The sequence below is a fragment of the Bradyrhizobium sp. genome (genome assembly GCF_049691595.1).
Classification (GTDB): domain Bacteria; phylum Pseudomonadota; class Alphaproteobacteria; order Rhizobiales; family Xanthobacteraceae; genus Bradyrhizobium.
This window is the reverse complement of the sequence record NZ_JBAVNZ010000241.1, coordinates 1-20,458: the sequence shown is the minus strand read 5'-3', so window position 1 is coordinate 20,458 and position 20,458 is coordinate 1. Positions and strand designations below refer to the sequence as shown.

The 20,458-nt window shown below is 61.4% G+C and carries 17 protein-coding genes and 1 pseudogene; all 18 read left to right on the top strand.

The annotated features are described in order from the left end of the window. The first annotated feature begins 64 nt into the window (after positions 1–64). A protein-coding gene (locus WCE35_RS10895; protein ID WP_424593346.1) for an IS3 family transposase occupies positions 65–1,185 on the top strand; the annotation gives its coding sequence in 2 pieces (ribosomal slippage) (positions 65–317 and positions 317–1,185; 1,122 coding nt in all). A 125-nt stretch (positions 1,186–1,310) separates the two neighbouring features. Then, positions 1,311–3,215: an asparagine synthase (glutamine-hydrolyzing) gene (asnB, locus tag WCE35_RS10890; RefSeq protein WP_424593345.1), complete on the top strand. Its 1,905-nt coding sequence runs from the start codon at positions 1,311–1,313 to the stop codon at positions 3,213–3,215. 30 nt (positions 3,216–3,245) lie between these two features. After that, a complete protein-coding gene (locus WCE35_RS10885) occupies positions 3,246–5,411 on the top strand; it encodes a bi-domain-containing oxidoreductase (RefSeq protein ID WP_424593344.1) in 2,166 nt (721 codons plus the stop codon). Positions 5,412–5,448: 37 nt separating this feature from the next. Beyond that, entirely contained in the window at positions 5,449–7,293 is a 1,845-nt protein-coding gene (locus tag WCE35_RS10880) for a heparinase II/III family protein (RefSeq protein ID WP_424593343.1), read from the top strand. Beyond that, positions 7,290–8,549 carry a glycosyltransferase family 4 protein gene (locus WCE35_RS10875; RefSeq protein WP_424593342.1) on the top strand — a complete coding sequence of 420 codons (1,260 nt, stop codon included), beginning with the start codon at positions 7,290–7,292 and terminating at the stop codon, positions 8,547–8,549. Before WCE35_RS10880 ends, WCE35_RS10875 begins: the two co-directional genes overlap by 4 nt. Further along, positions 8,546–9,757 (top strand): DegT/DnrJ/EryC1/StrS family aminotransferase, encoded by a 1,212-nt coding sequence (locus WCE35_RS10870; protein WP_424593341.1) that lies wholly within the window; start codon positions 8,546–8,548, stop codon positions 9,755–9,757. Before WCE35_RS10875 ends, WCE35_RS10870 begins: the two co-directional genes overlap by 4 nt. Before the next feature lie 12 nt (positions 9,758–9,769). Then, the gene (locus tag WCE35_RS10865; protein WP_424593340.1) at positions 9,770–10,432 is read left to right on the top strand and encodes a sugar transferase; all 663 of its coding nucleotides are present in this window, start codon (positions 9,770–9,772) and stop codon (positions 10,430–10,432) included. A gap of 170 nt (positions 10,433–10,602) precedes the next feature. Continuing rightward, the gene (locus WCE35_RS10860) at positions 10,603–11,667 is read left to right on the top strand and encodes a ketoacyl-ACP synthase III (RefSeq protein WP_424593339.1); all 1,065 of its coding nucleotides are present in this window, start codon (positions 10,603–10,605) and stop codon (positions 11,665–11,667) included. Between the two features lie 24 nt (positions 11,668–11,691). Beyond that, positions 11,692–11,916: an acyl carrier protein gene (locus tag WCE35_RS10855; protein ID WP_424593338.1), complete on the top strand. Its 225-nt coding sequence runs from the start codon at positions 11,692–11,694 to the stop codon at positions 11,914–11,916. Then, complete coding sequence (locus tag WCE35_RS10850) at positions 11,913–13,004, top strand: ketoacyl-ACP synthase III (RefSeq protein WP_424593337.1); 1,092 nt, start codon at positions 11,913–11,915, stop codon at positions 13,002–13,004. Before WCE35_RS10855 ends, WCE35_RS10850 begins: the two co-directional genes overlap by 4 nt. After that, positions 13,001–13,765 carry an SDR family NAD(P)-dependent oxidoreductase gene (locus tag WCE35_RS10845; protein ID WP_424593336.1) on the top strand — a complete coding sequence of 255 codons (765 nt, stop codon included), beginning with the start codon at positions 13,001–13,003 and terminating at the stop codon, positions 13,763–13,765. The genes WCE35_RS10850 and WCE35_RS10845 overlap by 4 nt, the downstream gene beginning before the upstream one ends. Beyond that, positions 13,762–14,400, top strand: coding sequence for an acetyltransferase (locus tag WCE35_RS10840; protein ID WP_424593335.1), 639 nt, complete (start codon positions 13,762–13,764; stop codon positions 14,398–14,400). Before WCE35_RS10845 ends, WCE35_RS10840 begins: the two co-directional genes overlap by 4 nt. A gap of 9 nt (positions 14,401–14,409) precedes the next feature. Continuing rightward, on the top strand, positions 14,410–15,438 hold the full coding sequence (locus WCE35_RS10835) for an aromatic ring-hydroxylating oxygenase subunit alpha (RefSeq protein WP_424593334.1): 1,029 nt from the start codon (positions 14,410–14,412) through the stop codon (positions 15,436–15,438). A 204-nt stretch (positions 15,439–15,642) separates the two neighbouring features. After that, positions 15,643–17,547 carry a polysaccharide biosynthesis protein gene (locus tag WCE35_RS10830; RefSeq protein WP_424593333.1) on the top strand — a complete coding sequence of 635 codons (1,905 nt, stop codon included), beginning with the start codon at positions 15,643–15,645 and terminating at the stop codon, positions 17,545–17,547. A 29-nt stretch (positions 17,548–17,576) separates the two neighbouring features. Further along, positions 17,577–19,001 (top strand): mannose-1-phosphate guanylyltransferase/mannose-6-phosphate isomerase, encoded by a 1,425-nt coding sequence (locus WCE35_RS10825; RefSeq protein WP_424593332.1) that lies wholly within the window; start codon positions 17,577–17,579, stop codon positions 18,999–19,001. Positions 19,002–19,060: 59 nt separating this feature from the next. Further along, a complete protein-coding gene (locus WCE35_RS10820) occupies positions 19,061–19,513 on the top strand; it encodes a hypothetical protein (protein ID WP_424593331.1) in 453 nt (150 codons plus the stop codon). Further along, a complete protein-coding gene (locus WCE35_RS10815; protein ID WP_424593330.1) occupies positions 19,503–19,703 on the top strand; it encodes a hypothetical protein in 201 nt (66 codons plus the stop codon). The genes WCE35_RS10820 and WCE35_RS10815 overlap by 11 nt, the downstream gene beginning before the upstream one ends. Continuing rightward, positions 19,703–20,458 (top strand): annotated as a pseudogene (locus tag WCE35_RS10810) (phosphomannomutase CpsG); the annotation flags it as partial. The gene WCE35_RS10815 and the pseudogene WCE35_RS10810, both read left to right, overlap by 1 nt.

The window sequence follows — 20,458 nt, the reverse complement described above, 5'->3', positions numbered from 1 at the left end:
CGACGTCCCCCCGCTTTTGAGTAGCAGTAGGGTTTAGAGTTTAACCCCGGCCCGGAGGTTAGACGTGAAGAAGCGGTACACGGAAGAGCAGATTATTGGGTTCCTGCGGGAAGCGGATAAGGGGATTGCGCTCAAGGAGCTGTGCCGCAAGCACGGGTTCTCGGAGGCAAGGTACTACCTGTGGCGAAGCAAGTACGGCGGGATGGAGGTCTCGGACGCGAAGCGGTTGAAGGCGCTGGAGGCAGAGAACGGGCGGCTCAAGAAGCTGCTGGCCGACTCCATGCTCGAGAACGAGGTGACGCGTGAAGCGCTCCGAAAAAAATGGTGACCGCGCCGGCGCGTCGGGAGCTGGTGCGGTGGATGCAGACGAAGGGGCTCACCGAACGACGGGGTCTGCAGATCGTGCGGATGAGCGCCAGCGCGCTGCGTTACCAGCCACGGCCAGATCGCAACCAGGTGCTGCGAGCCCGGATTGTCGCCCTGGCGCAGCGTCACCGTCGTTACGGGGTCGGCATGATCCACCTCAAGCTCCGCCAGGCCGGCGAGCTGGTGAACTACAAACGGGTCGAGCGGCTGTATGGACTCGAGAAGCTGCATATCCGGCGTCGGCGGCGCAAGAAGATCCCCGTGGCTGACCGGCAACCGCTGATCCGACCCGGGAAGGCGAACGAGCTGTGGTCGATCGACTTTGTGTTTGATCGCATCGCTTCGGGCCGGACGCTGAAGTGTTTGGCGATCGTGGATGATGCCACGCACGAAGCTGTCGCTGTCGTGCCAGAGCACACTATCGGCGGCGATCATCTCACGCGCATCTTGGACGGTATCTGCTCGCAGCGTGGTAGACCGGCCATGATCCGCTCAGACAATGGCCCAGAGTTCACCGGCAAGGCGATGCTCACCTGGGCACATCGCCACGGTATCACCCTGCGGCTAATCGAGCCGGGCAAGCCGAACCAGAATGCCTACGTCGAGTCGTTCAACGGGCGACTGAGGGATGAGTGTCTGAACGAACACTGGTTCACCAGTCTCCACCACGCCCGCGCTGTGATCGAGACTTGGCGGCGCGAATATAACGACGAGAGACCGAAGAAATCCCTGGGTGGGCTGACGCCCACCCAGTATGCAAAGCAGTTGGCCAAAAAGGCCATTACAATGCCGGAAAACTCTAATGCCCTACGCTACTGAAGGCGGGGGGACGTCGGTGTCAAATTAACTTGCTGTCAGTCGATGGGTTTGCCGAGCGCTTTTCCCTGCTGGAGACGGCAAGGACTCGGGCCAGCGCGATCGGACTATAGGGTGCCGTCAGCTCAATGTGCGGAATAGTCGGTCTATGGGGTCGCTTCGAAGCCGCTCAGTTGTTGAATGGCTTGGAATCAATCGCGCATCGGGGTCCAGATGATCAAGGCCATTCAGTCTTAAGAGAGGATCTCTTCGTCGGCCAGAGGCGCCTTTCAATCATCGACTTGTCGTCGACAGGCCATCAACCAATGGTCGCTGCTGGCGTTCCCGTGACGATTGTCTATAACGGCGAGATCTACAACTACCGCGAACTAAGGGATGAGTTGTTACGCCGGGGGCATATCTTTCGCGGAGGATCGGATACAGAGGTGATCTTGAATCTGTACCTCGAGTATGGCGATGCAATGCTCGCGCGACTCAACGGAATCTTCGCACTGGCAATCTGGGATGGTCGCGCCAAACGAATGCTGCTCGCGCGTGATCCGGTAGGTGTGAAACCGCTATACATGTCGCGAAGTGCGCGCGGCTTCGCATTCGCGAGCGAGATCAAGGCGCTATTCGCCTCGGGCGCGATCGCGGCCGCTGTAAACCCAGGAGCCGTTCTCGCCCACCTTGGCTATCTGTGGTCACCGGGCGAAGAGACGATCGCTCTGGGTGTCAGAAAACTACTTCCGGGGCAGGCGCTGTGGCTCAGCGAAGGGGCCGTTGTAGAGCGGGAGTGGTTCTTTGCGGACTTGCCGAAACCAAGAATGTTCAATCAGGCCGACGTGGCCGATGTGGCGAGTGGACTGGTCGACTCTATTCGCACCGCCGTTCGCAGACAGATGGTCGCCGATGTTCCTGTCGGAGCCTTTCTCTCGGGAGGCCTTGATTCGAGCTCGATCGTTGCCTTCGCACGTGAATTTACGGGTGGCCGGCGCCTGCAGTGCTTCACGATTGCGGGCAAGGAAGGCGGTGCGGCCTCGGAGGGTTTTGTTGATGACTTTCCCTACGCCGTGCGAGTCGCAAAGCACCTTGGCGTAGACTTGCAGACCGTTCACGTGGGGCCAGAGATGGCCGACCGACTCGCAACGATGGTGTATCACCTCGATGAGCCGACGGCCGATCCTGCTGCGCTGAACACTCTCTTCATCTCGGAACTTGCGCGGAGTCAAGGCATCAAGGTTCTGCTCTCCGGGTCGGGGGGCGACGATATCTTTACGGGCTACCGGCGACACTACGCCTTGAACCAGGAGCATTGGTGGATCTGGATACCACCGGGACTGCGCAAGTTGCTTGCCGGGCTTGCCCGACGCCTTCCGGTCGGCCATCCAGTCCTTCGCCGAATCGGCAAGGCGCTCAGCTACGCCGACTATGATGAAGCCCATCGCCTCATCAGCTATTTCCTGTGGCTCCGGCCCGAAGAGGCGATCGCGCTGGTCCGCTCGGGGAATCACGCAGCTCATGCGGGAGCCGCTGACCTATTCGCGCCAATGTTGCGCACTTTGTCGAGGCTGGATGACGACACCCCGCAATTGCAGAAGATGCTCTACCTCGAATGCAAACATTTCCTTGCCGACCACAATCTGAATTACGCTGACAAGATGGGCATGGCGGCCGGAGTGGAAATCCGGGTTCCGCTGCTCGATCTCGAGGTCATTAAGTTCGCGTCCGAGATCCCGCTTGAAATGCGGCAGCGCGGTGCAGTCGGCAAATGGGTTTTCAAGAAGGCGATGGAGCCGTACCTCCCTCGCGACGTAATCTATCGCCCGAAGACAGGCTTCGGCGCGCCATTGCGCTTGTGGTTTCGCGGCAAGCTGAAGCCGCTGGTCGAGGATGTGTTTTCCGAATCGTCATTGAAGAACCGAGGCCTGTTCGATCCGCGGAGCGTAGCCGAGCTATTGACCCGGGACACGGCGGGTAAGGTGGATGCGACCTATCCGATTTTCTCGATGATGTGCATCGAGCTGTGGTGCCGTAGATTTCTGGATGCCTGAGCCCCGCAATACTGGATTAGGTTCGCGAACGTGAAACAGGTTCTTCAAGATCTGGGTACCGGCGAGACGATGCTCGCCGAGGTGCCGGCGCCAGCGCTGTCTGCGGGCAGCGTCTTGATCAGGACTAGACGGACACTGATTTCGGCAGGAACGGAGAGGATGCTGGTTGACTTCGGGCGCGCATCGCTTTTCGAGAAAGCGCGCCAGCAGCCGGACAAGGTGAAGATGGTGCTGGACAAAGTGCGCACGGACGGCCTCATCACGACCTTCGAAACCGTCCGCGGCAAACTCGACCAGCCTCTCGCACTCGGATACTGCAATGCCGGAGTGGTTCTCGAAGCAGGCGCCGGTGTAACGGAGTTCCGACCGGGCGATCGCGTAGTTTCGAACGGTCCTCATGCTGACATCGTCTGCGTGGCGAAAAACCTTTGCGCGGCGATTCCAGAGCCGGTGAGCGATGAAGCTGCTGCATTTACCGTACTTGGCGCCATTGGGCTGCAAGGCATTCGCCTAGCGCAACCGACTATTGGTGAGACAGTTGTAGTGACCGGACTGGGTCTTATTGGACTCATGGTCGTCCAGGTGCTAAGAGCGAACGGATGCAGGGTAATCGGGATCGACCTCGATGCGAGGCGACTCGATTTGGCACGGCAATTTGGGGCTCATTGCATCAGCGCTGCGGACAGTGCCGACACGGTTGCCGCAGCGATTGAGTTATCCGATGGAAAGGGAGTCGATGCGGTGATCATCACTGCATCGACAAGTTCCAATGAGCCCGTGTCTCAAGCCGCCCGCATGTCGCGCAAACGCGGCCGCATCGTTCTTATCGGTGTAACGGGGCTTGAGCTGAATCGCGCAGAGTTTTACCAGAAGGAACTGACGTTTCAGGTTTCATGCTCGTACGGGCCGGGGCGGTACGATCCGGCATACGAGACCGGAGGGCATGACTACCCACTCGGTTTTGTACGCTGGACGGAGCAACGAAACTTCGAGGCTGTCTTGGCCTTGATGGCGGATCAGCGCCTCGAAGTCGGGCCGCTCGTGTCGCATCGCTTCAGCTTCGAGTCCGCGGCGTCTGCGTACGAGAAACTCACGACGGATGTCGCTGCGCTGGGTGTCATCCTGGAGTATGCGCCTGCGGCTGACGCAGAAGTCTTGCAGCGCAGGGTGGCGCTAGGAGCTCCAGTGCCCGTCGGGCCGACGGCGAGCCTGTCCGAGCCGGTCATGGGATTCATCGGCGCAGGTAACTACGGGTCTCGGATGTTGATTCCGGCCTTCAAGGCGACCGGTGTGCGGCTTCAGACGGTCGTCACCAGCTCGGGCGCGAGCGGTGTGCATCACGGCAAGAAAGCCGGTTTCGCCATGGCATCGACGGACGTGTCGGACGTGCTGGCTGACCAAACCATCAATGCGGCCGTCATCGTGACGCGCCACAACACGCACGCGCAACTCGTGGTGCAGGCGCTAGAGGCCGGCAAGCATGTATTCGTCGAAAAACCGCTTGCGTTGACGATCGACGAGATTGACCGGATTCGGACTGCGTGGGGCGCTGCGCAGGCCGTCCGCACGGCACCGACCGGCGCTCCTCATCTCATGGTTGGCTTCAACAGGCGCTTTGCTCCGCTCGTCGCGGAAATGAAGTCCCTGCTCGATAGGCGGCGTCAGCCGAAGGCGTTCGTCTACACGTGCAATGCGGGGGCAATCCCCGCTGATCACTGGACTCAGGATCCGGTAGTTGGCGGCGGACGAATCATTGGGGAGGCTTGCCACTTCATCGATCTGTTACGGTTCCTTGCCGGATCGCCAATCCGGGATGCTCGCATTACCACGATGGGGCGACACCCCGCTCTTGCCACGACGGACGACAAGGCGATCATCACTCTTTCGTTCGAAGACGGTTCGATCGGGACGATCCTTTACTTCGCCAACGGCGGAAAAGTGTTTCCGAAGGAGCGCGTCGAGGTCTTTTCACGTGATGCGGTCCTGCAGCTCAACAATTTCATTTCGCTGCGGGGCTATGGTTGGCCGGGCTTCACCGGGCGAAAGCTTTGGCGGCAAGACAAGGGTCAAGTTGCCTGTGCTCGGGCTTTCGTCGACGCGATTCGACGAGGAGAACCGGCTCCGATCGCCGCGGACGAGTTGTTTGAGGTTGCGCGCGTCAGCGTGAAACTGGCACTCGCACAAAGAGAGCACTGACGCGTTGGCAAGAGTGTGGCTTCTTGCTGACATAGTTTTGCGGCTCGGCGCCGCCAACGTGCTGCGGGTCGCGGCGTATCGCGCACTGCTGAAGGTAGGCGCGTACAGATACTTGCTGCCCGCCGCAGCTTCGATCGAAGGGCCCTTCTTCGATTGGACGCCCGCGGCCGCTGCTGGCCGTTCGCGGCCCGACGTTGGTGGCGCAGATTGGGATCGGGATGCGCAACGCATCATCGCCGGCGAGTTGCGTGTGTTTTCCGATCGCTGGGTGCATACGGGATTTCCACCGGACTGGGCGCGCAGCGTCCTGACCGATGTACCTATACGCAGGCCGAGTCGTCACTGGACGCGAATCGCGGACTTTGGACTCGAGGGTGGCGATGTGAAGGGCTACTGGGAGCCTGCACGTTTCGATGCGTTGCTGTCCCTCGTACTTGCCTGGATCCTCGCGCCCCGCGAGGAGACTCGCGAGGCAATCGATAGTTGGTTGAATTCATGGGCGCGGCGCAATCCCGCCAACGTCGGAATTCAATGGAAGTGCGGCCAGGAGACCGGCATTCGCCTGATGCATCTGTTGATGGCGGCGGAGTTGATGTATCGGTGGGGTGGGGTAGCAGCCTGCACTGGATTTCACCAGCTTGTCGCAGAACATTGCCGTCGGATATCGCGGACGATGATCTACGCTGTCGGCCAGGACAATAATCATGGCACTTCCGAAGCCGCAGCACTTTTTGCAGGCGGACTTTTCCTCAAGTGCCGCGCGAGTGGCGACTACGTTCGCGAAGGAAGCGCTTGGGCTCTGAAGGGCCGGCGCTGGCTGGAGAATCGTGTATTGCGCCTCGTCCTCACCGATGGGTCCTTCTCCCAGCACTCGACCAATTATCACCGCGTGATGCTCGACACATGCAGCTTCGCGGAAACCTGGCGCCGTTGGTTCGAGCGTGAACCTTTCTCCGAGGCGTTTAACGAGCGGTGCCGCGCGGCGACCCGTTGGCTCCTCGCGCTTACGGATACCCGCTCGGGCGATGTGCCAAATCTCGGCGCGAACGACGGGGCGCGTCTGTTCGTGATGCATAGGCTGCCGTTTCGCGACTTTCGGCCGACGGTGCAATGGGCGGCGACCGTTTTTGGCTGTGACGCTGGTTACGGCCCTGGTCCGTGGAACGAACCACTTGTCTGGCTGGGTATAGAGCCGGTATCACACAGGTTACCCCGCGCCGAATCCTGCCTGCTGGGAGAAGGGGGCTATGCCAAGCTCGTGGCCGGCCAGGCCTGGTCATTGCTGAGACTACCAAAATATCGCTTCAGGCCCAGCCAGTCGGACGGACTGCACCTGGATCTCTGGGTGAGCGGTCGCAACGTGGTTCGTGACGGAGGCTCCTACTCCTACAGCGCAGCGCCGGAATGGCTTGGTTATTTCAGCGGCACCGCTTCGCACAGCACGATTGAGTTTGACGATCGGGATCAAATGCCAAGGCTGTCGCGGTTTCTTTTCGGGCGATGGCTTGAGTGCGATCAATTGGAGTACGACGCGAAACAGGGCCGGGTCGCCGCGGGATATCGCGATTACCTCGGCGCAACCCACCGACGGGAGGTGCAGCTGACGGACAATCGTTGCGTCGTGACCGATGAGGTCTCTGGGTTTGGGAAAAAGGCGGTTCTTAGATGGCGCCTGATTCCGGGCGCGTGGTCTCGCACGTCAGATGGAGTCGTATCGGAGACCGTATCGCTGGCCGTTTCAGCAACTGGGACCATCGATCGCATTGAGCTGCGAGTCGGCCAAGAGTCGCTCTACTATTCGCGGATGACAACGGTGCCCGTGCTGGAAATTGAAGTCCATGCGCCAATGACAATCACAACGCAGATTGGCTGGGTCCGATGAGGGTTCTCTATTTTCATCAGCACTTCTCTACGCCACAAGGATCCGGAGGGATTCGTTCCTACGAGATGGCGCGCACGCTGATCGCTCGGGGACATCGCGTAACCATGGTCTGTGGAAGCCACATGGCGGGACAGACCGGCCTGTCGGCGCCGTTTCGCCGGGGTAGACGTCAAGGGGCGGTCGATGGGATCGATGTCATCGAATTCGAACTCAAGTACTCGAATAAGGATGGGTTCCTTCGGCGCTCGATCACGTTCTTGATGTTTGCTGTGCGGAGCATCCGGGTGACATTCACGGAGTCGTACGACCTGCTGTTCGCGACTACGACTCCATTGACCGCGGGGATTCCAGGGATCGTCGCCCGTTGGATACGGGGCGTACCGTTTGTCTTCGAGGTTCGTGACCTGTGGCCAGAACTCCCGCGAGAAATGGGTGTGATCACGAATCCGGTGATCCTCTCGCTGCTGGACTGGCTGGAGTGGGTCTGTTACCGGTCCGCGCATCGGCTCATCGGTTTGTCGCCCGGGATTGTCTCCGGAATTATTCGGCGCGGCGTGCGGCCGGAGAAAGTTACGATGATTCCAAATGGGTGTGATCTTGCGATTTTCGCCGATAAGAGCGCGCCCTGGCGCCCGCCCCAGGTACAGGCAGCGGACTTGATGGCCGTATTTGCCGGGGCGCATGGCAAGGCGAACGGTCTTGATGCAGTCCTGGATGCGGCTGCGGTACTGAGGCAACGGCGACGCCCGGACATAAAGATTGTCTTGGTTGGGGATGGGCAGTTCAAAGAATCCCTGATGTTGCGGGCGTCTCGCGAGCAGCTGGATAACGTCGTGTTTCACGGATTAGTGAACAAGACGCGCCTCGCAGGGCTGATGGCATCGACGGACATCGGACTGCAGATTCTCGCGAACGTTCCGGCTTTCTACTACGGCACTTCGCCGAACAAGTTTTTCGACTACATCGCCGCCGGGCTCCCCACGCTCGTTAACTACCCCGGCTGGTTGGCGGAGTTGGTGAGAGACCATCGCTGTGGTTTTGCCGTTGAGCCAGAGAGTCCATCAGCGTTCGCCGATGCTCTGATCTACGCGGCCGAACATCGGGAAGAACTGCGAGACATGGGCGGGAGAGCGCTGTTGATGGCGAGGACCAGTTTCGACAGAAAGTTGCTGGGCGATCGATTCGTCGAGTGGTTGTCGCTGAGCGCGGTAGAATCATCTAGGGTGAGTGTGCCAGCGAAGGAGGGGGATCCGTGACCACCCTGAGCGCCCCGCAGGTGCCGCAGCCACGACGCGCCGAATCGTTTCCGCCATGGCCCATGTTCGCCGAGGATGAACGCTCGGCCGTCATGCAGGTCCTCCAGAGCGGAAAAGTCAACTATTGGACCGGTCAGGAGGGGCGAGAGTTCGAGCGAGAGTACGCCGAGTATTTGCGGCGGCGCCACGCAATCGCGTTGGGCAACGGGACGTTTGCGCTGGAACTGCCTCTGCGGGCCTGGGGGATCGGGCCGGGTGATGACGTAGTCGTTACGCCTCGGTCATTCATCGCGTCCGTGAGTTGTGCCGTGCTTCTGGGGGCGCGGCCGGTATTCGCGGATGTCGATCGGGACAGCGGGAACATCACGGCGGAATCGATCTCGGCCGTGCTCACGCCGAGGACACGGGCGATCATTCCCGTGCACCTTGCCGGCTGGCCTTGCGACATGGACCCGATAATGGAACTTGCCGACGCTCGGGGCATCCGAGTTCTGGAGGACTGTGCGCAGGCGCACGGGGCACGCTATCGTGGCCGACCGGTCGGTTCTCTCGCTCACGCGAGCGCATTTTCGTTCTGTCAGGACAAGATCATGACTACTGGCGGCGAGGGAGGGTTGCTCGCCACGAACGACACGGAACTGTGGGACAACTGCTGGTCGTTCAAGGATCACGGGAAGTCGTGGGCGGCCATGACCGCGCCGAAGCAAGACTCAGGATTCCGCTGGGTGCATGAGCATTTCGGCACGAACATGCGCATGACGGAACTTCAGGCTGCGATCGGCCGGCTGCAGCTGCGAAAGCTGGACGATTGGATCGGCGCGCGCCGTCGCAACTCCGCCGTCCTGCGTGAACGTCTGCGGTGCCACGCGCTGTTGCGCATACCGGAGCCGGCCAGTGATTTTCAGCACGCTTACTATAAATTCTACGCGTATCTTGAGCGCGATCCCTTGAAGCCCGACTGGTCACGCGATCGACTTGTGCATGAGATTCATTCGCGAGGGATTCCCTGCTTCAGCGGGTCGTGCTCGGAGATTTACCTCGAAAAAGCGTTCGAAGGAACGGGCTGGTGTCCGCCGTTACGCCTGCCTGTTGCGCGAGAGCTGGGCGAGACGAGCCTGATGTTCCTCGCCCATCCGACATTGTCGCTGGATGACATGAATCGCGCCTGCGACGTTGTCGAGGTTGTGCTGAAAGAGGCACAGCGATAATAGTCGGCGGCGATGAGTGTGAACGCCCGGTCGAGGGAAGGCGATCATGAGGGAGAAGTTCTGAAGAGGCTGTTCGACATTGGAGGGGCGGCGATCGCGCTGGTGCTTCTTTCGCCCGTAGTCCTTGTCGTTTCCGTGGTGGTGATTTGTACACATGGATGGCCCATCTTATTTGTGCAACAGAGGCCCGGATTGCACGGAAGACCCTTTCGCATCCTGAAATTCCGCACGATGCGCAATGCCGTCGATGCTGCTGGAGCATTGAAACCCGACGCTGAACGCTTGACTGGCGTCGGTAAGTTCCTGCGTTCAAGCAGCCTGGATGAATTACCGGCGCTGGTGAACGTACTGGTCGGCGACATGAGCTTGGTAGGGCCGCGGCCCTTGCTGATGAGGTATCTGCCGCTCTACAGCGCGCGGCAGGCGCGCCGACACGACGTGCGACCTGGGATAACGGGTTGGGCTCAGGTCAACGGCAGGAATCTGCTGACGTGGGAAGAAAAGTTCGAAATGGACGTCTGGTACGTTGAGAACTGGAGCTTTTGGCTCGATCTGAAGATTCTCCTGCGGACCATCGTTAACGTGTTGCATCGCAAAGGAATCTCGGCAAGCGGCGAGGCCACGATGCCCGAGTTTCGCGGTTCCGGGCCGAGGTCGGGATCCGCGACTGATTAGACCGCTCGGCCATCCCCGACGAGCCGGGATGCGACGCGCAGATCCATGGCGCGCGATGGGTCCAAAAACCTTAGAATTGACAAGGCATTGTGCTGCTCTGAATGGCCGGCGGCCCCATCGGTTGCCCTGCCAGGCGCATGTGCCCGGGATGTCGCAGCGGAGAGTGCAAATTGAGTCAGGCAATCGAAGCGGGGGCGGGACGGCCTGTGAAAGTGTCTGGCCAAGGGCGCCGCGTGCGCGCGCGTATTGGGGCAATCGCCTCGTACCTGCCGGACAAGACCCTCTCGAACGACGAGCTGGCGGCTCTATTCCCGGAGTGGCCCTCTGAGCGGATTTACGAAAAAACCGGGATACGCGAACGCCGCGTGGCCGGCGAAGGGGAAACGGCCTCGGACTTGGCGTACATGGCGGCCAAGCGTCTTTTCGCCGCAGGTCACTGCAAGGCGAGCGACATCGACTTCATTATTTTCTGTACGCAGGCGCCCGATTACTTCCTGCCGACCTCGGCCTGCTTGTTGCAAGAGCGTCTGGGCGTTCCCCGGTCCGCTGGTGCGCTGGACGTCAACCTCGGCTGCTCCGGTTACGTCTATTGCCTGGCGCTGGCCAAGAGTTTGATCGAATCGGACCTGGCTTCGAATGTCTTGCTTCTCACTGCGGATACCTACTCGAAGTTTATTCACCCCCTGGACAAGAGTGTCCGGACACTGTTCGGCGATGGGGCCGCTGCTACGCTGGTGATTGCGGAGAGCGGCGAGGGGGAAGAACTGATTGGGCCATTTGTCTTTGGCACGGATGGGACCGGGGCCAGAAACCTCATCGTGGAGGCCGGGGCGTTTCGTCGACCCTCGGCAGCGATCGAAGAGACGGATGCGGGCGGCAGGACGGCGGCGAATCTCTACATGGATGGCGGAGCAGTTCTCGCATTCACCCTGTCAGAGGTCCCCGCCGCGGTTGAGGCTCTCTTGGTGAAGGCCGGATTGACCAGAGATGCAGTGGATCATTTTGTCCTGCATCAGGCGAACAAGCTCTTGCTGGAGTCACTGCGAAAAAAGATGCGCCTGCCTGCGGAGAAGGTGCCTATCGAGGTCGAGAACTGCGGGAACACGGTTTCCTCGTCGATTCCAATTGCGTTGGAACATATGCTGTGTTCAGGTTCGCTCGCGCGGGATCAGTGCCTGGCCCTCATCGGCTTTGGAGTTGGCTACTCGTGGGCAGCCGCCATCGTTCGTTTCTGACTTGAATTTGACGGAGTCCGAGGTATGCAACAGTTCTATTCAGGCTTGGCGGAGATTCTTGAGATTGATCCTGCCCAGGTCGGTCCCTCGCTCGATCTCACTAAGCTCGCGTGGGACTCCCTCGCCATCGTATCGACGATCGCTTTGATTGATGATTGCTACAACGTGATGCTGTCCGGGCAGGCACTGGGCCAGTGCAAGACCGTATCGGACATCGAGGCCCTGGTGGCGGCCAAGAGAACGGCATGAGCTTGCGGCCCGACACGGCGGATTCCGGCCAGGTCATGGGCCGGGCGTCCAAGACACGCGGTGCCTGCGTGCGCGGTGTCGTCTCGTGCGTGCCGAGTACGGTCGTGGACAACGCGCAATTTGAGAGCCGGTTTGGCTCCTCTGCTGTAGCCGATGTCGTAAAGATGATCGGTGTAAATTCCCGACGCATCGTTGGGCCGGATGTCTCAGCGGGTGACCTGGGGCTTGCCGCTGCGCGACGATTGATCCAGGCACTCGACTGGGAGCCCGGTTCGATCGACGGAATCATATTTCTCTCGCAGACACCCAATTACCGGCTCCCGGCAACCGCCTGCGAATTGCACGGCCAACTGGGTCTGTCACAAAGCGCGATCGCCTTCGACGTCAATCTGGGTTGTTCCGGCTACCCTTATGCCCTTTGGTTGGCGATGACGATCGTCCAATCGGGCGCCGCGCGGCGCATGCTCGTTGTTCTCGGGGATACGATCAGCAAAGTGGTGGACCCGCAGGATCGTGCGACTGCGATGTTATTCGGAGACGCAGGCACCGCGACGGCGATCGAGGGCTGCGACCGGGATGATCCAGCTGGCGACGCGAGTTACCTGCTTGGCACCGACGGTACGGGTATAGGTCGTCTGATCATCCCAAGCGGCGCATTCAAGGAATACGCAGCGCCGGCAGATTCGCCACTGGCGGGCCGGGACAGAACATGCCTGTACATGGATGGTGCTGAGATTTTCAATCTCACGCTGCGGGTTGTTCCGTGGCTTGTCGGTCGGACGCTGGAGCATGACGGACGGCAGCCGGAAGAATACGCGGCCTTCCTGTTCCATCAGGCGAACCTGTTCATGCTCAAGCACCTGATCAAGAAGACCAAACTGCCAGCGGATAGGGTGCCGATCAATATAGACAGGTTCGGGAACACGAGTTGTGCCTCGATTCCCTTGCTCTTGTGCACTGAAGGGGAGAGTCGCATTCGACCCGGCCTCGCCCGGGTAGCCGCGTTCGGGTTCGGCGTCGGCTTTTCATGGGGCTCCGCCTGTCTGGATCTCGGTGGCGTGCGGATCATGGAGCTCATCGAAGTATGAGTGTCTTTTCCACTTCGTGTCTTTCGGGCGGGCTGTACCTTGTTACCGGAGCCAGCTCGGGTATCGGCAGGACCGTGGCAGTCAGGATTTCCGAATATGGTGGAAGGGTGGTTGTTTCGGGGCGGGATGAGACGAGGCTTCGGGCCGTGCATGCCGCACTTGCTGGTAGCGGCCACGTGCTGAGCAGGATGGTGCTCGACAACGGCGATGGTGCCGCCGAATGGGTCAAGAATCTGGCGCAGGAGCACGGCCCGTTAAACGGGATCTTTCATGCGGCGGGAATCGAGCTGGTACGACCCGTGCGCCTGACCAAGGATGCAGACGTTCAGAAACTGTTCGGGGCTGCGTTGTACCCAGCTATGGGAATCGCCCGGGCAGTCGCGCAGAAAGGTATCGTGCACGACGCGGCTTCCATCGTGTTCATGTCTTCCGTAGCCTCCCATTGCGGGCAGGCTGGCATGTCCGCGTACTGCGCGTCCAAGGCGGCTGTGGATGGACTCGTCCGGGCGCTGTCTTGTGAATTTGCGGCGCGAAAAATTCGCGTCAATTCCATTGTCGCGGGCGCGGTAGTTACGGAGATGCACCACAGGCTGACTCAGACCATGGGCCAGGAAGCGCTCGCGAAGTATGAGGAGCAGCACCTGCTGGGGTTTGGAAGTCAGGATGACGTGGCCGACGCGGCGATTTTCCTGTTGTCGTCGGCATCGAAATGGATAACCGGTTCTTCGATGGCCGTGGACGGCGGATACATGGTGCGATGATGAAAAATTCTTTTGTCATTCTGGTGGGCGCGGGTGGTTTTGGCCGCGAAGTGATCTGCTGGGCGCGCGATGCCCGGGCCGCAGGGAAGTTTCCCGAGATCCGTGGCTATCTCGATGACGCGGGCGACACACTGGCGAAATATTCGTACGGCCTTCCTTACCTTGGCGCAGTGACTTCGTATGCGGCCCAGGGCGACGAATCTTATCTGATGGGTATCGTGGACTGCGGCCAAAAGGAGCGGATCGCCGAGGCGCTAGTGAAGAAGGGCGGCGGATTGGCCACGCTCATTCATCCTTCAGCGGTGATTGCGTCTTCAGCCGTGATCGGTGGGGGCTCCGTTGTCTGTCCGCATGCTCTGGTTTCGGCGGATGCGACCGTCGGGCGGCTGGTGACCATCAACGTGCATTCGAGCGTGGGTCATGACGTAACACTGGGCGACTACTGCACGTTGAGCGCTCACGTCGACGTTACGGGTGCCGTCGCCGTCGGAAAGAAGGTGTTTTTCGGATCAGGGGCGACGGTCGTTCCGCGGATCAGCATTGGCGACGGCGCGATCATAGGTGCCGGCGCGATGGTAATCCGGTCGGTCCCGGAGGGAGTGACCATGTATGCCGCTCCGGCCAGGAAGCTTTGAATGAATGGGATGGATCGCTATCTGCGGGATTCATTCTGGCATCTCGTGGCTCATAAGTCGGAGCTGCCGAAATCCCGCGATTACACGAGACTACGCTGGCTGGACGATGATCTCGTGATTTTCCGGGACGGCGCCGACGTCATCGCATTCGACAACCGTTGCCCTCATCGCGGCTCAAGATTCTTCGTGAATGATGCGGGAAACCGCCCGGCTGTCTGCCCTTACCACGGCTGGTCGTATTCCGCCGGCAAGATGCACGTCACGGATCCGTCGGTCCTGACGCGTTGCTCGCCCGGCGACATCCGGTTGAATAAATACCAGGTCGAGTGGTGCGGCGATTTTCTGTTTGTTGGGATTTCACCAAAAGAATCGCTTCGCGATCAGCTGGGAGCCGCCGCAGGGCTGTTGGAGCGTATCTCGCGGCGCATAGTCGAGCGCGTCGACGTCAATCAGTATGTCTACGAATGTGACTGGCGCGTCGCAATAGAAAACGCGCTCGAGCCGTATCATGTGCCACTCATTCATCCGTCCAGCCTGGGCTTGCTGAAGCTGGACAAAGGACGGAACGAGTTTATTGGTATCAATTCGGTCTGGTATGCCGAGGTCGGCAACGCACGCATGGCGAAGCAACTTGCTGGAGTATCCCGACTGTTCTCAATGGATTATCAATACAACGGTTACATCAGCATCTTTCTCTTCCCGTTCAGCATGTTGTCCTCGACGTATGGATTCTCGTATTCGTTGCAACACTTCTTCCCTTCTGCAACGCCAAGTGCGACCTGGTTCAGTAGTCGGTTGCTCGCGGTCTCTCGGCAGGAGGGTGTTCCGTGGGAATCCGTCGAATCGTTCTTCGCGTCTACTGCCAAGATCAATCGGCAGGTTTTCGAGGAAGATCGCGAGATCTGCCGCAACGTTCATGCGAATGCCTGGTCGTCGTCGCCGCCGCTGTTCTATGCAGATCTTGAGGAGAAAGTGCTGCACTTCAGGGAGAGCTATCGTCAGGCTGAGGCGCGGATGGATCGGGTTCCGAATGCCTGACGCGCCAGATTCTTTGCCGACGCAGATGTAGTAGAATAACCGGCCGGAAACGGCAGTCTTCATCGCTTGCCATATCGCAGAGAGTTGACTAGTCGTTGGCCGGTTAGGACGTTACTCCCCGTGAAGCATAGGAAAGAGGGCTCCCGGCTGGGCCGCATGGCGCGGCTTGCCCTTGGGCTCCCCCGCCCAACGAAGCGGATCCTCATGGTCATCGCCGATGTTGCGGTGATCCCCGCTGCGCTTTTGTCCGCGCTCATCCTGAAGTCCGGTCATTGGTGGCCTCCAGTTCCCCAGCTTCCTTTGCTGCTCGCAGTGGCAGCGCTGGCCTCTATTCCGATCTTTGTCCGCTTCGGTTTGTACCGCGCAGTCGTGCGGTACTTCGGCATGCACGCCCTGGCCGCAGTCTTCGCCGGCGTCACGCTTTCGGTACTGCTGCTCGCAGCGGTGGACAGGCTCTTGGGCATGGCCCAGCTCAGCGCGCCGGTTCTGGCGATCTACTGGGCCCTCGCAACGATCTACGTCGGCGGCACGCGCATGGCCATGCGCTACCTCTTTAGTCGCTACACCGGACGGCAGGCCGAGCGCGTGGTGATCTATGGCGCTGGTGAAGCGGGCGCGCAACTGTGCGCGGCGCTCATGGGCGGGCGCGACTGCTACCCCGTTGCGTTCATCGATGACAAGCGCGCGCTGCGGCGCAGCATCATCCATGGAATCGAGGTCTTTGGTCCGGACGAATTACCGCGCATCATCCGCCGGCGGGACATCGAGGGCGTGTTGTTGGCCTTGCCTTCGGCCTCGCGGCGCCGCAAGCGCGAGATCCTCACGCTGCTCGAACCGTACGGCCTGCACGTGCGCTCGTTGCCCGACATGGGCGAGATCCTCGCGGGCAAGGCGCGGACCGACGAGATTCGCGAGGTGGACGTCGCGGACTTGCTGGGCCGCGACCCCGTGCCTCCCTACCCGCAGCTCTTCGATGCCTGCATCCGCGGCAAGGCCGTGCTGGTGACCGGTGCCGGCGGATCCATCGGCTCGGAACTCTGCCGGCAGATCATCCGGCTCGGGCCGCGCGTCCTGATCCTCTACGAGAGCTCGGAGCTGGCGCTCTACGAAATCCATATGGATCTGCGCGCAGCCCTTGAACACGATGGGCTCGATGTGAAAGTCATCGCGCTGCTCGGCAACGCGCACCACCGCGACCGAGTGCTCGATGTGATGGCGAGCTACGGCGTGCAGACCGTCTACCACGCCGCGGCCTACAAGCACGTGCCGATCGTCGAGCAGAACGTCATCGAGGGCGTGCACAACAACGTGCTCTCGACGTGGAACACGGCGGAAGCCGCGATCGAAGCGCAGGTCGAGACCTTCGTGCTGATCTCGACCGACAAGGCCGTGAACCCGACCAACGTCATGGGCGCGACCAAGCGCTTGTCCGAAATCGTCCTGCAGGGCCTGCAGCAGCGCTCGACCAGGACGCGATTCTGCATGGTGCGTTTCGGCAACGTGCTGGCATCGTCGGGGTCGGTGGTGCCGCTCTTCTCGGAACAGATTCGCCGCGGCGGGCCGGTGACGGTGACGCACCCGGATGTGGTGCGCTACTTCATGACCATTCCCGAAGCGGCGCAGCTCGTCATCCAGGCCGGTTCGATGGCGCGCGGGGGCGATGTGTTCGTGCTCGACATGGGCAAGCCCGTGCGGATCGACGAGCTCGCGCGCCGCATGATCGGCCTGATGGGCATGACGGTGCGCGACGAGAAAAACCCGGACGGGGACATCGAGATCGAATACTCGGGTCTGCGCCCGGCCGAGAAGCTCTTCGAGGAATTGCTGATCGGGAACAACGTCTCGGGAACGGATCACCCGATGATCCTGCGCGCCATGGAGCACGCGCTTCCCTGGGAGCGGGTGGAGGAGTTGCTGCGCGAAATGCAGCTCGCGCTGCGCGCCTTCGACACGGAGCGCACCATCGCGCTGCTCGGGGAGGCCGTAGTGGAATACCAGGCGGCTTCACCGCTCCATGACCTGGTGACGCAGGAGAAGCGTTCGGTGGTCGCCGAGCAGAGCAAGGTCACGGACCTGCAGTCGCGCCGCAGCCGCCAGGGATTGAACTGAGCCCGGCCGGGGATCCCGGCCCCGCGCGCATGGCACTGATTCCCGTCATTCTCTCCGGCGGCGCCGGGACGCGGCTCTGGCCGCTCTCGCGGGAACTCCATCCGAAGCAGCTCCTCGCGCTCACGAGCGAGCGGACGATGCTGCAGGACACCGCGAGCCGGCTCGAGGGGATGACAGAGGCGGGCGCGCCGATCGTCGTCTGTAACGAGGCGCACCGCTTCATGGTGGCCGAGCAGCTGCGGCTCATCAACCGCGTGCCACGCGCGGTGGTGCTCGAGCCGGTAGGCCGCAACACCGCGCCGGCCATCGCGCTTGCGGCGAACGCGGCGCTGGCGACGGCGGGGAAGGACGCGATGCTGCTCGTGCTACCGGCGGATCACGTCATTCGCGACGTGGGCGCGTTTCAGGCAGCGGTGCAGGCGGCGCTCCCGGCGGCCCGGGCCGGCAAGCTTGTCGCTTTTGGCGTTGTGCCGAGCCAGCCCGAGACGGGCTACGGCTACATCCGCCGAGGCGCGGGGCAGGGCCCGGTGTTCCCGATCGCACAATTCGTCGAGAAGCCGGACGCGGTGACGGCCGCCAAGTTTCTCGCGATAGGCGGGTACTACTGGAACAGCGGCATGTTCCTCTTCGGCGCCGAGCGTTTCCTGCAGGAGCTCGCCCGGCACGCCCCGGACATCGCCAGGGTGTGTGCCGGGGCGTACGCAGCCGCGAAGACCGATCTCGACTTCACGCGCATCGATGCGAAGCTCTTCGAGCCATGCCGGAGCGATTCGGTCGACTATGCGGTGCTGGAGAAGACCGCGGACGCCGTGATGGTGCCGCTCGATGCGGGGTGGAGCGACGTCGGCTCCTGGGCCTCGCTCCACGAGGCGCTCGAGCAGGATTCGGACAAGAACGCCGTGCACGGCGATGTCGTCACCGAAGATACGAGTGGTTGCTACCTGCATTCCGAAAGCCGCCTGGTCGCGACCGTGGGGCTGCAGGACCATGTGGTCGTCGAAACCAAGGACGCCGTGCTGGTTGCGCCCCGGGGCAGGGTGCAGGACGTCAAGAAGCTCGTCGCCCGGCTGAAGGAGCTCGGGCGCTACGAGCACGCGCTCCACCGCGAGGTGTTCCGCCCCTGGGGAAGCTACGACAGCATCGAGAACGGGACGCGTTTTCAGGTCAAACGCCTGGCGGTGAAGCCCGGCGCCTCGATATCGCTCCAGCTGCACCATCACCGGGCCGAACACTGGATCGTCGTTTCGGGCACGGCGCGCATCACGCGGGGCGAGGAGGTGTTCCTGCTCGAGGAGAACCAGTCCACCTACATCCCGATCGGCACCAAGCACCGCATCGAGAATCCGGGCAAGATACCGCTCCATATCATCGAGGTGCAGTCGGGCACGTACCTCGGCGAGGACGACATCGTGCGTTTTGAGGACCGCTACGGCCGCGAAGGCACGAACAAATAGCGATGCCGACGGATTTTGTCAGTGTTTTTGGAATTCTCATTGCGGCACGGGTGCGATTCGTGATCGTCGGCGGGCTCGCGGTGCTGCTGCACGGCGTCGATCGGCTGACCGCGGATATCGATCTGGCGTTGGACCTTGCGCCCGAGGCTGCGACCGCCGCAATGACCGCATTCGTGGCGGCTGGCTTTCGCCCGATGGCACCGGTCGATCCGCTGGGCTTTGCCGATGTGGCGCAACGGAGTGAATGGCGCAAGACTCGTGGCATGGAAGTCTTCAGTCTCTGGGATCCGCAGAATCGCCGTCCGACGGTGGATATCTTCTCCGAGCCGCCAATTCCGTTCGAAGAGCTGTGGAGCGACGCCGTGCGGGCCGAGCTGGGTACCCTGACGGTTCGAGTCGCATCGATCGCGCATTTGATCCGCCTGAAAGAATCCGTCGGCAGACCCAAGGACCTCGATGACATCGCCAGGCTCCGACAGTTGCCGGCATTTCGGCGGCCCGGTGCCGAGTAATTCCACCGTGGATCGACCGGCCGGCTGGGGCTCCTGGGAGGATGCGGACCGGTTGCGTCGCTGGGCGTTCCTGCAGCGCACCGCGCAGCAGCGTCTCGCGTGGCTGATCGAAGCCCTCGAGATCGCCTACCAGAGCGGCGCCCTGCGACCCCAGGGACCCGCTGACCTCGAGAGCGAACCGAGGACTTGATGAAACTGAGCGCCTTCAAGGCCTACGACGTACGGGGCCGGATCCCGGACGAGATCAACGCCGATCTCGCCTACCAGATCGGCCGCGCCTACGCCGGATTCGTCGGGCCAAGACAGGTGGCGGTGGGCCGCGATATCCGCCTGACGAGCGCCGAGCTGGCCGCGGCCCTGACGCGGGGGCTCCTCGACTCGGGCGTCGACGTCATCGACATCGGGCTCTGCGGCACCGAGGGCGTCTACTTCGCGACCTTTGCCGAGAAGCTCGACGGCGGCATCATGGTCACGGCGAGCCACAATCCGCCCGACTACAACGGCCTGAAATTCGTCCGCGAGCAGTCACGGCCGATCAGCGGCGACACCGGACTGCAGGAGATTCGCGTGCTGGCGGAAGCCGGTACATTCAACAAGCCGGCGCTACGCGGAACGGTCGCGGCATTCGACATCGCGCCCAGCTGGCGCGCGCATCTTCTCGGCTACGCCGAACGCAGCAAGCTCAAACCGCTGTCGATTGTCGCGAACTCGGGCAATGGCGGCGCCGGCATGGGCATCGATCTGGTCGAATCGGGCCTGCCATACCGGTTCACGAAGGTCTATCACGACGCCGACGGCGACTTTCCGCATGGCGTGCCGAACCCGATGATCGAGGAGAATCGCAAGGTCACGAGTGAAGCCGTGCAGAAGCATGGCGCCGATTTCGGCATTGCCTTCGACGGCGATTTTGACCGTTGTTTCTTCTTCGACGAGCAGGGACGATTC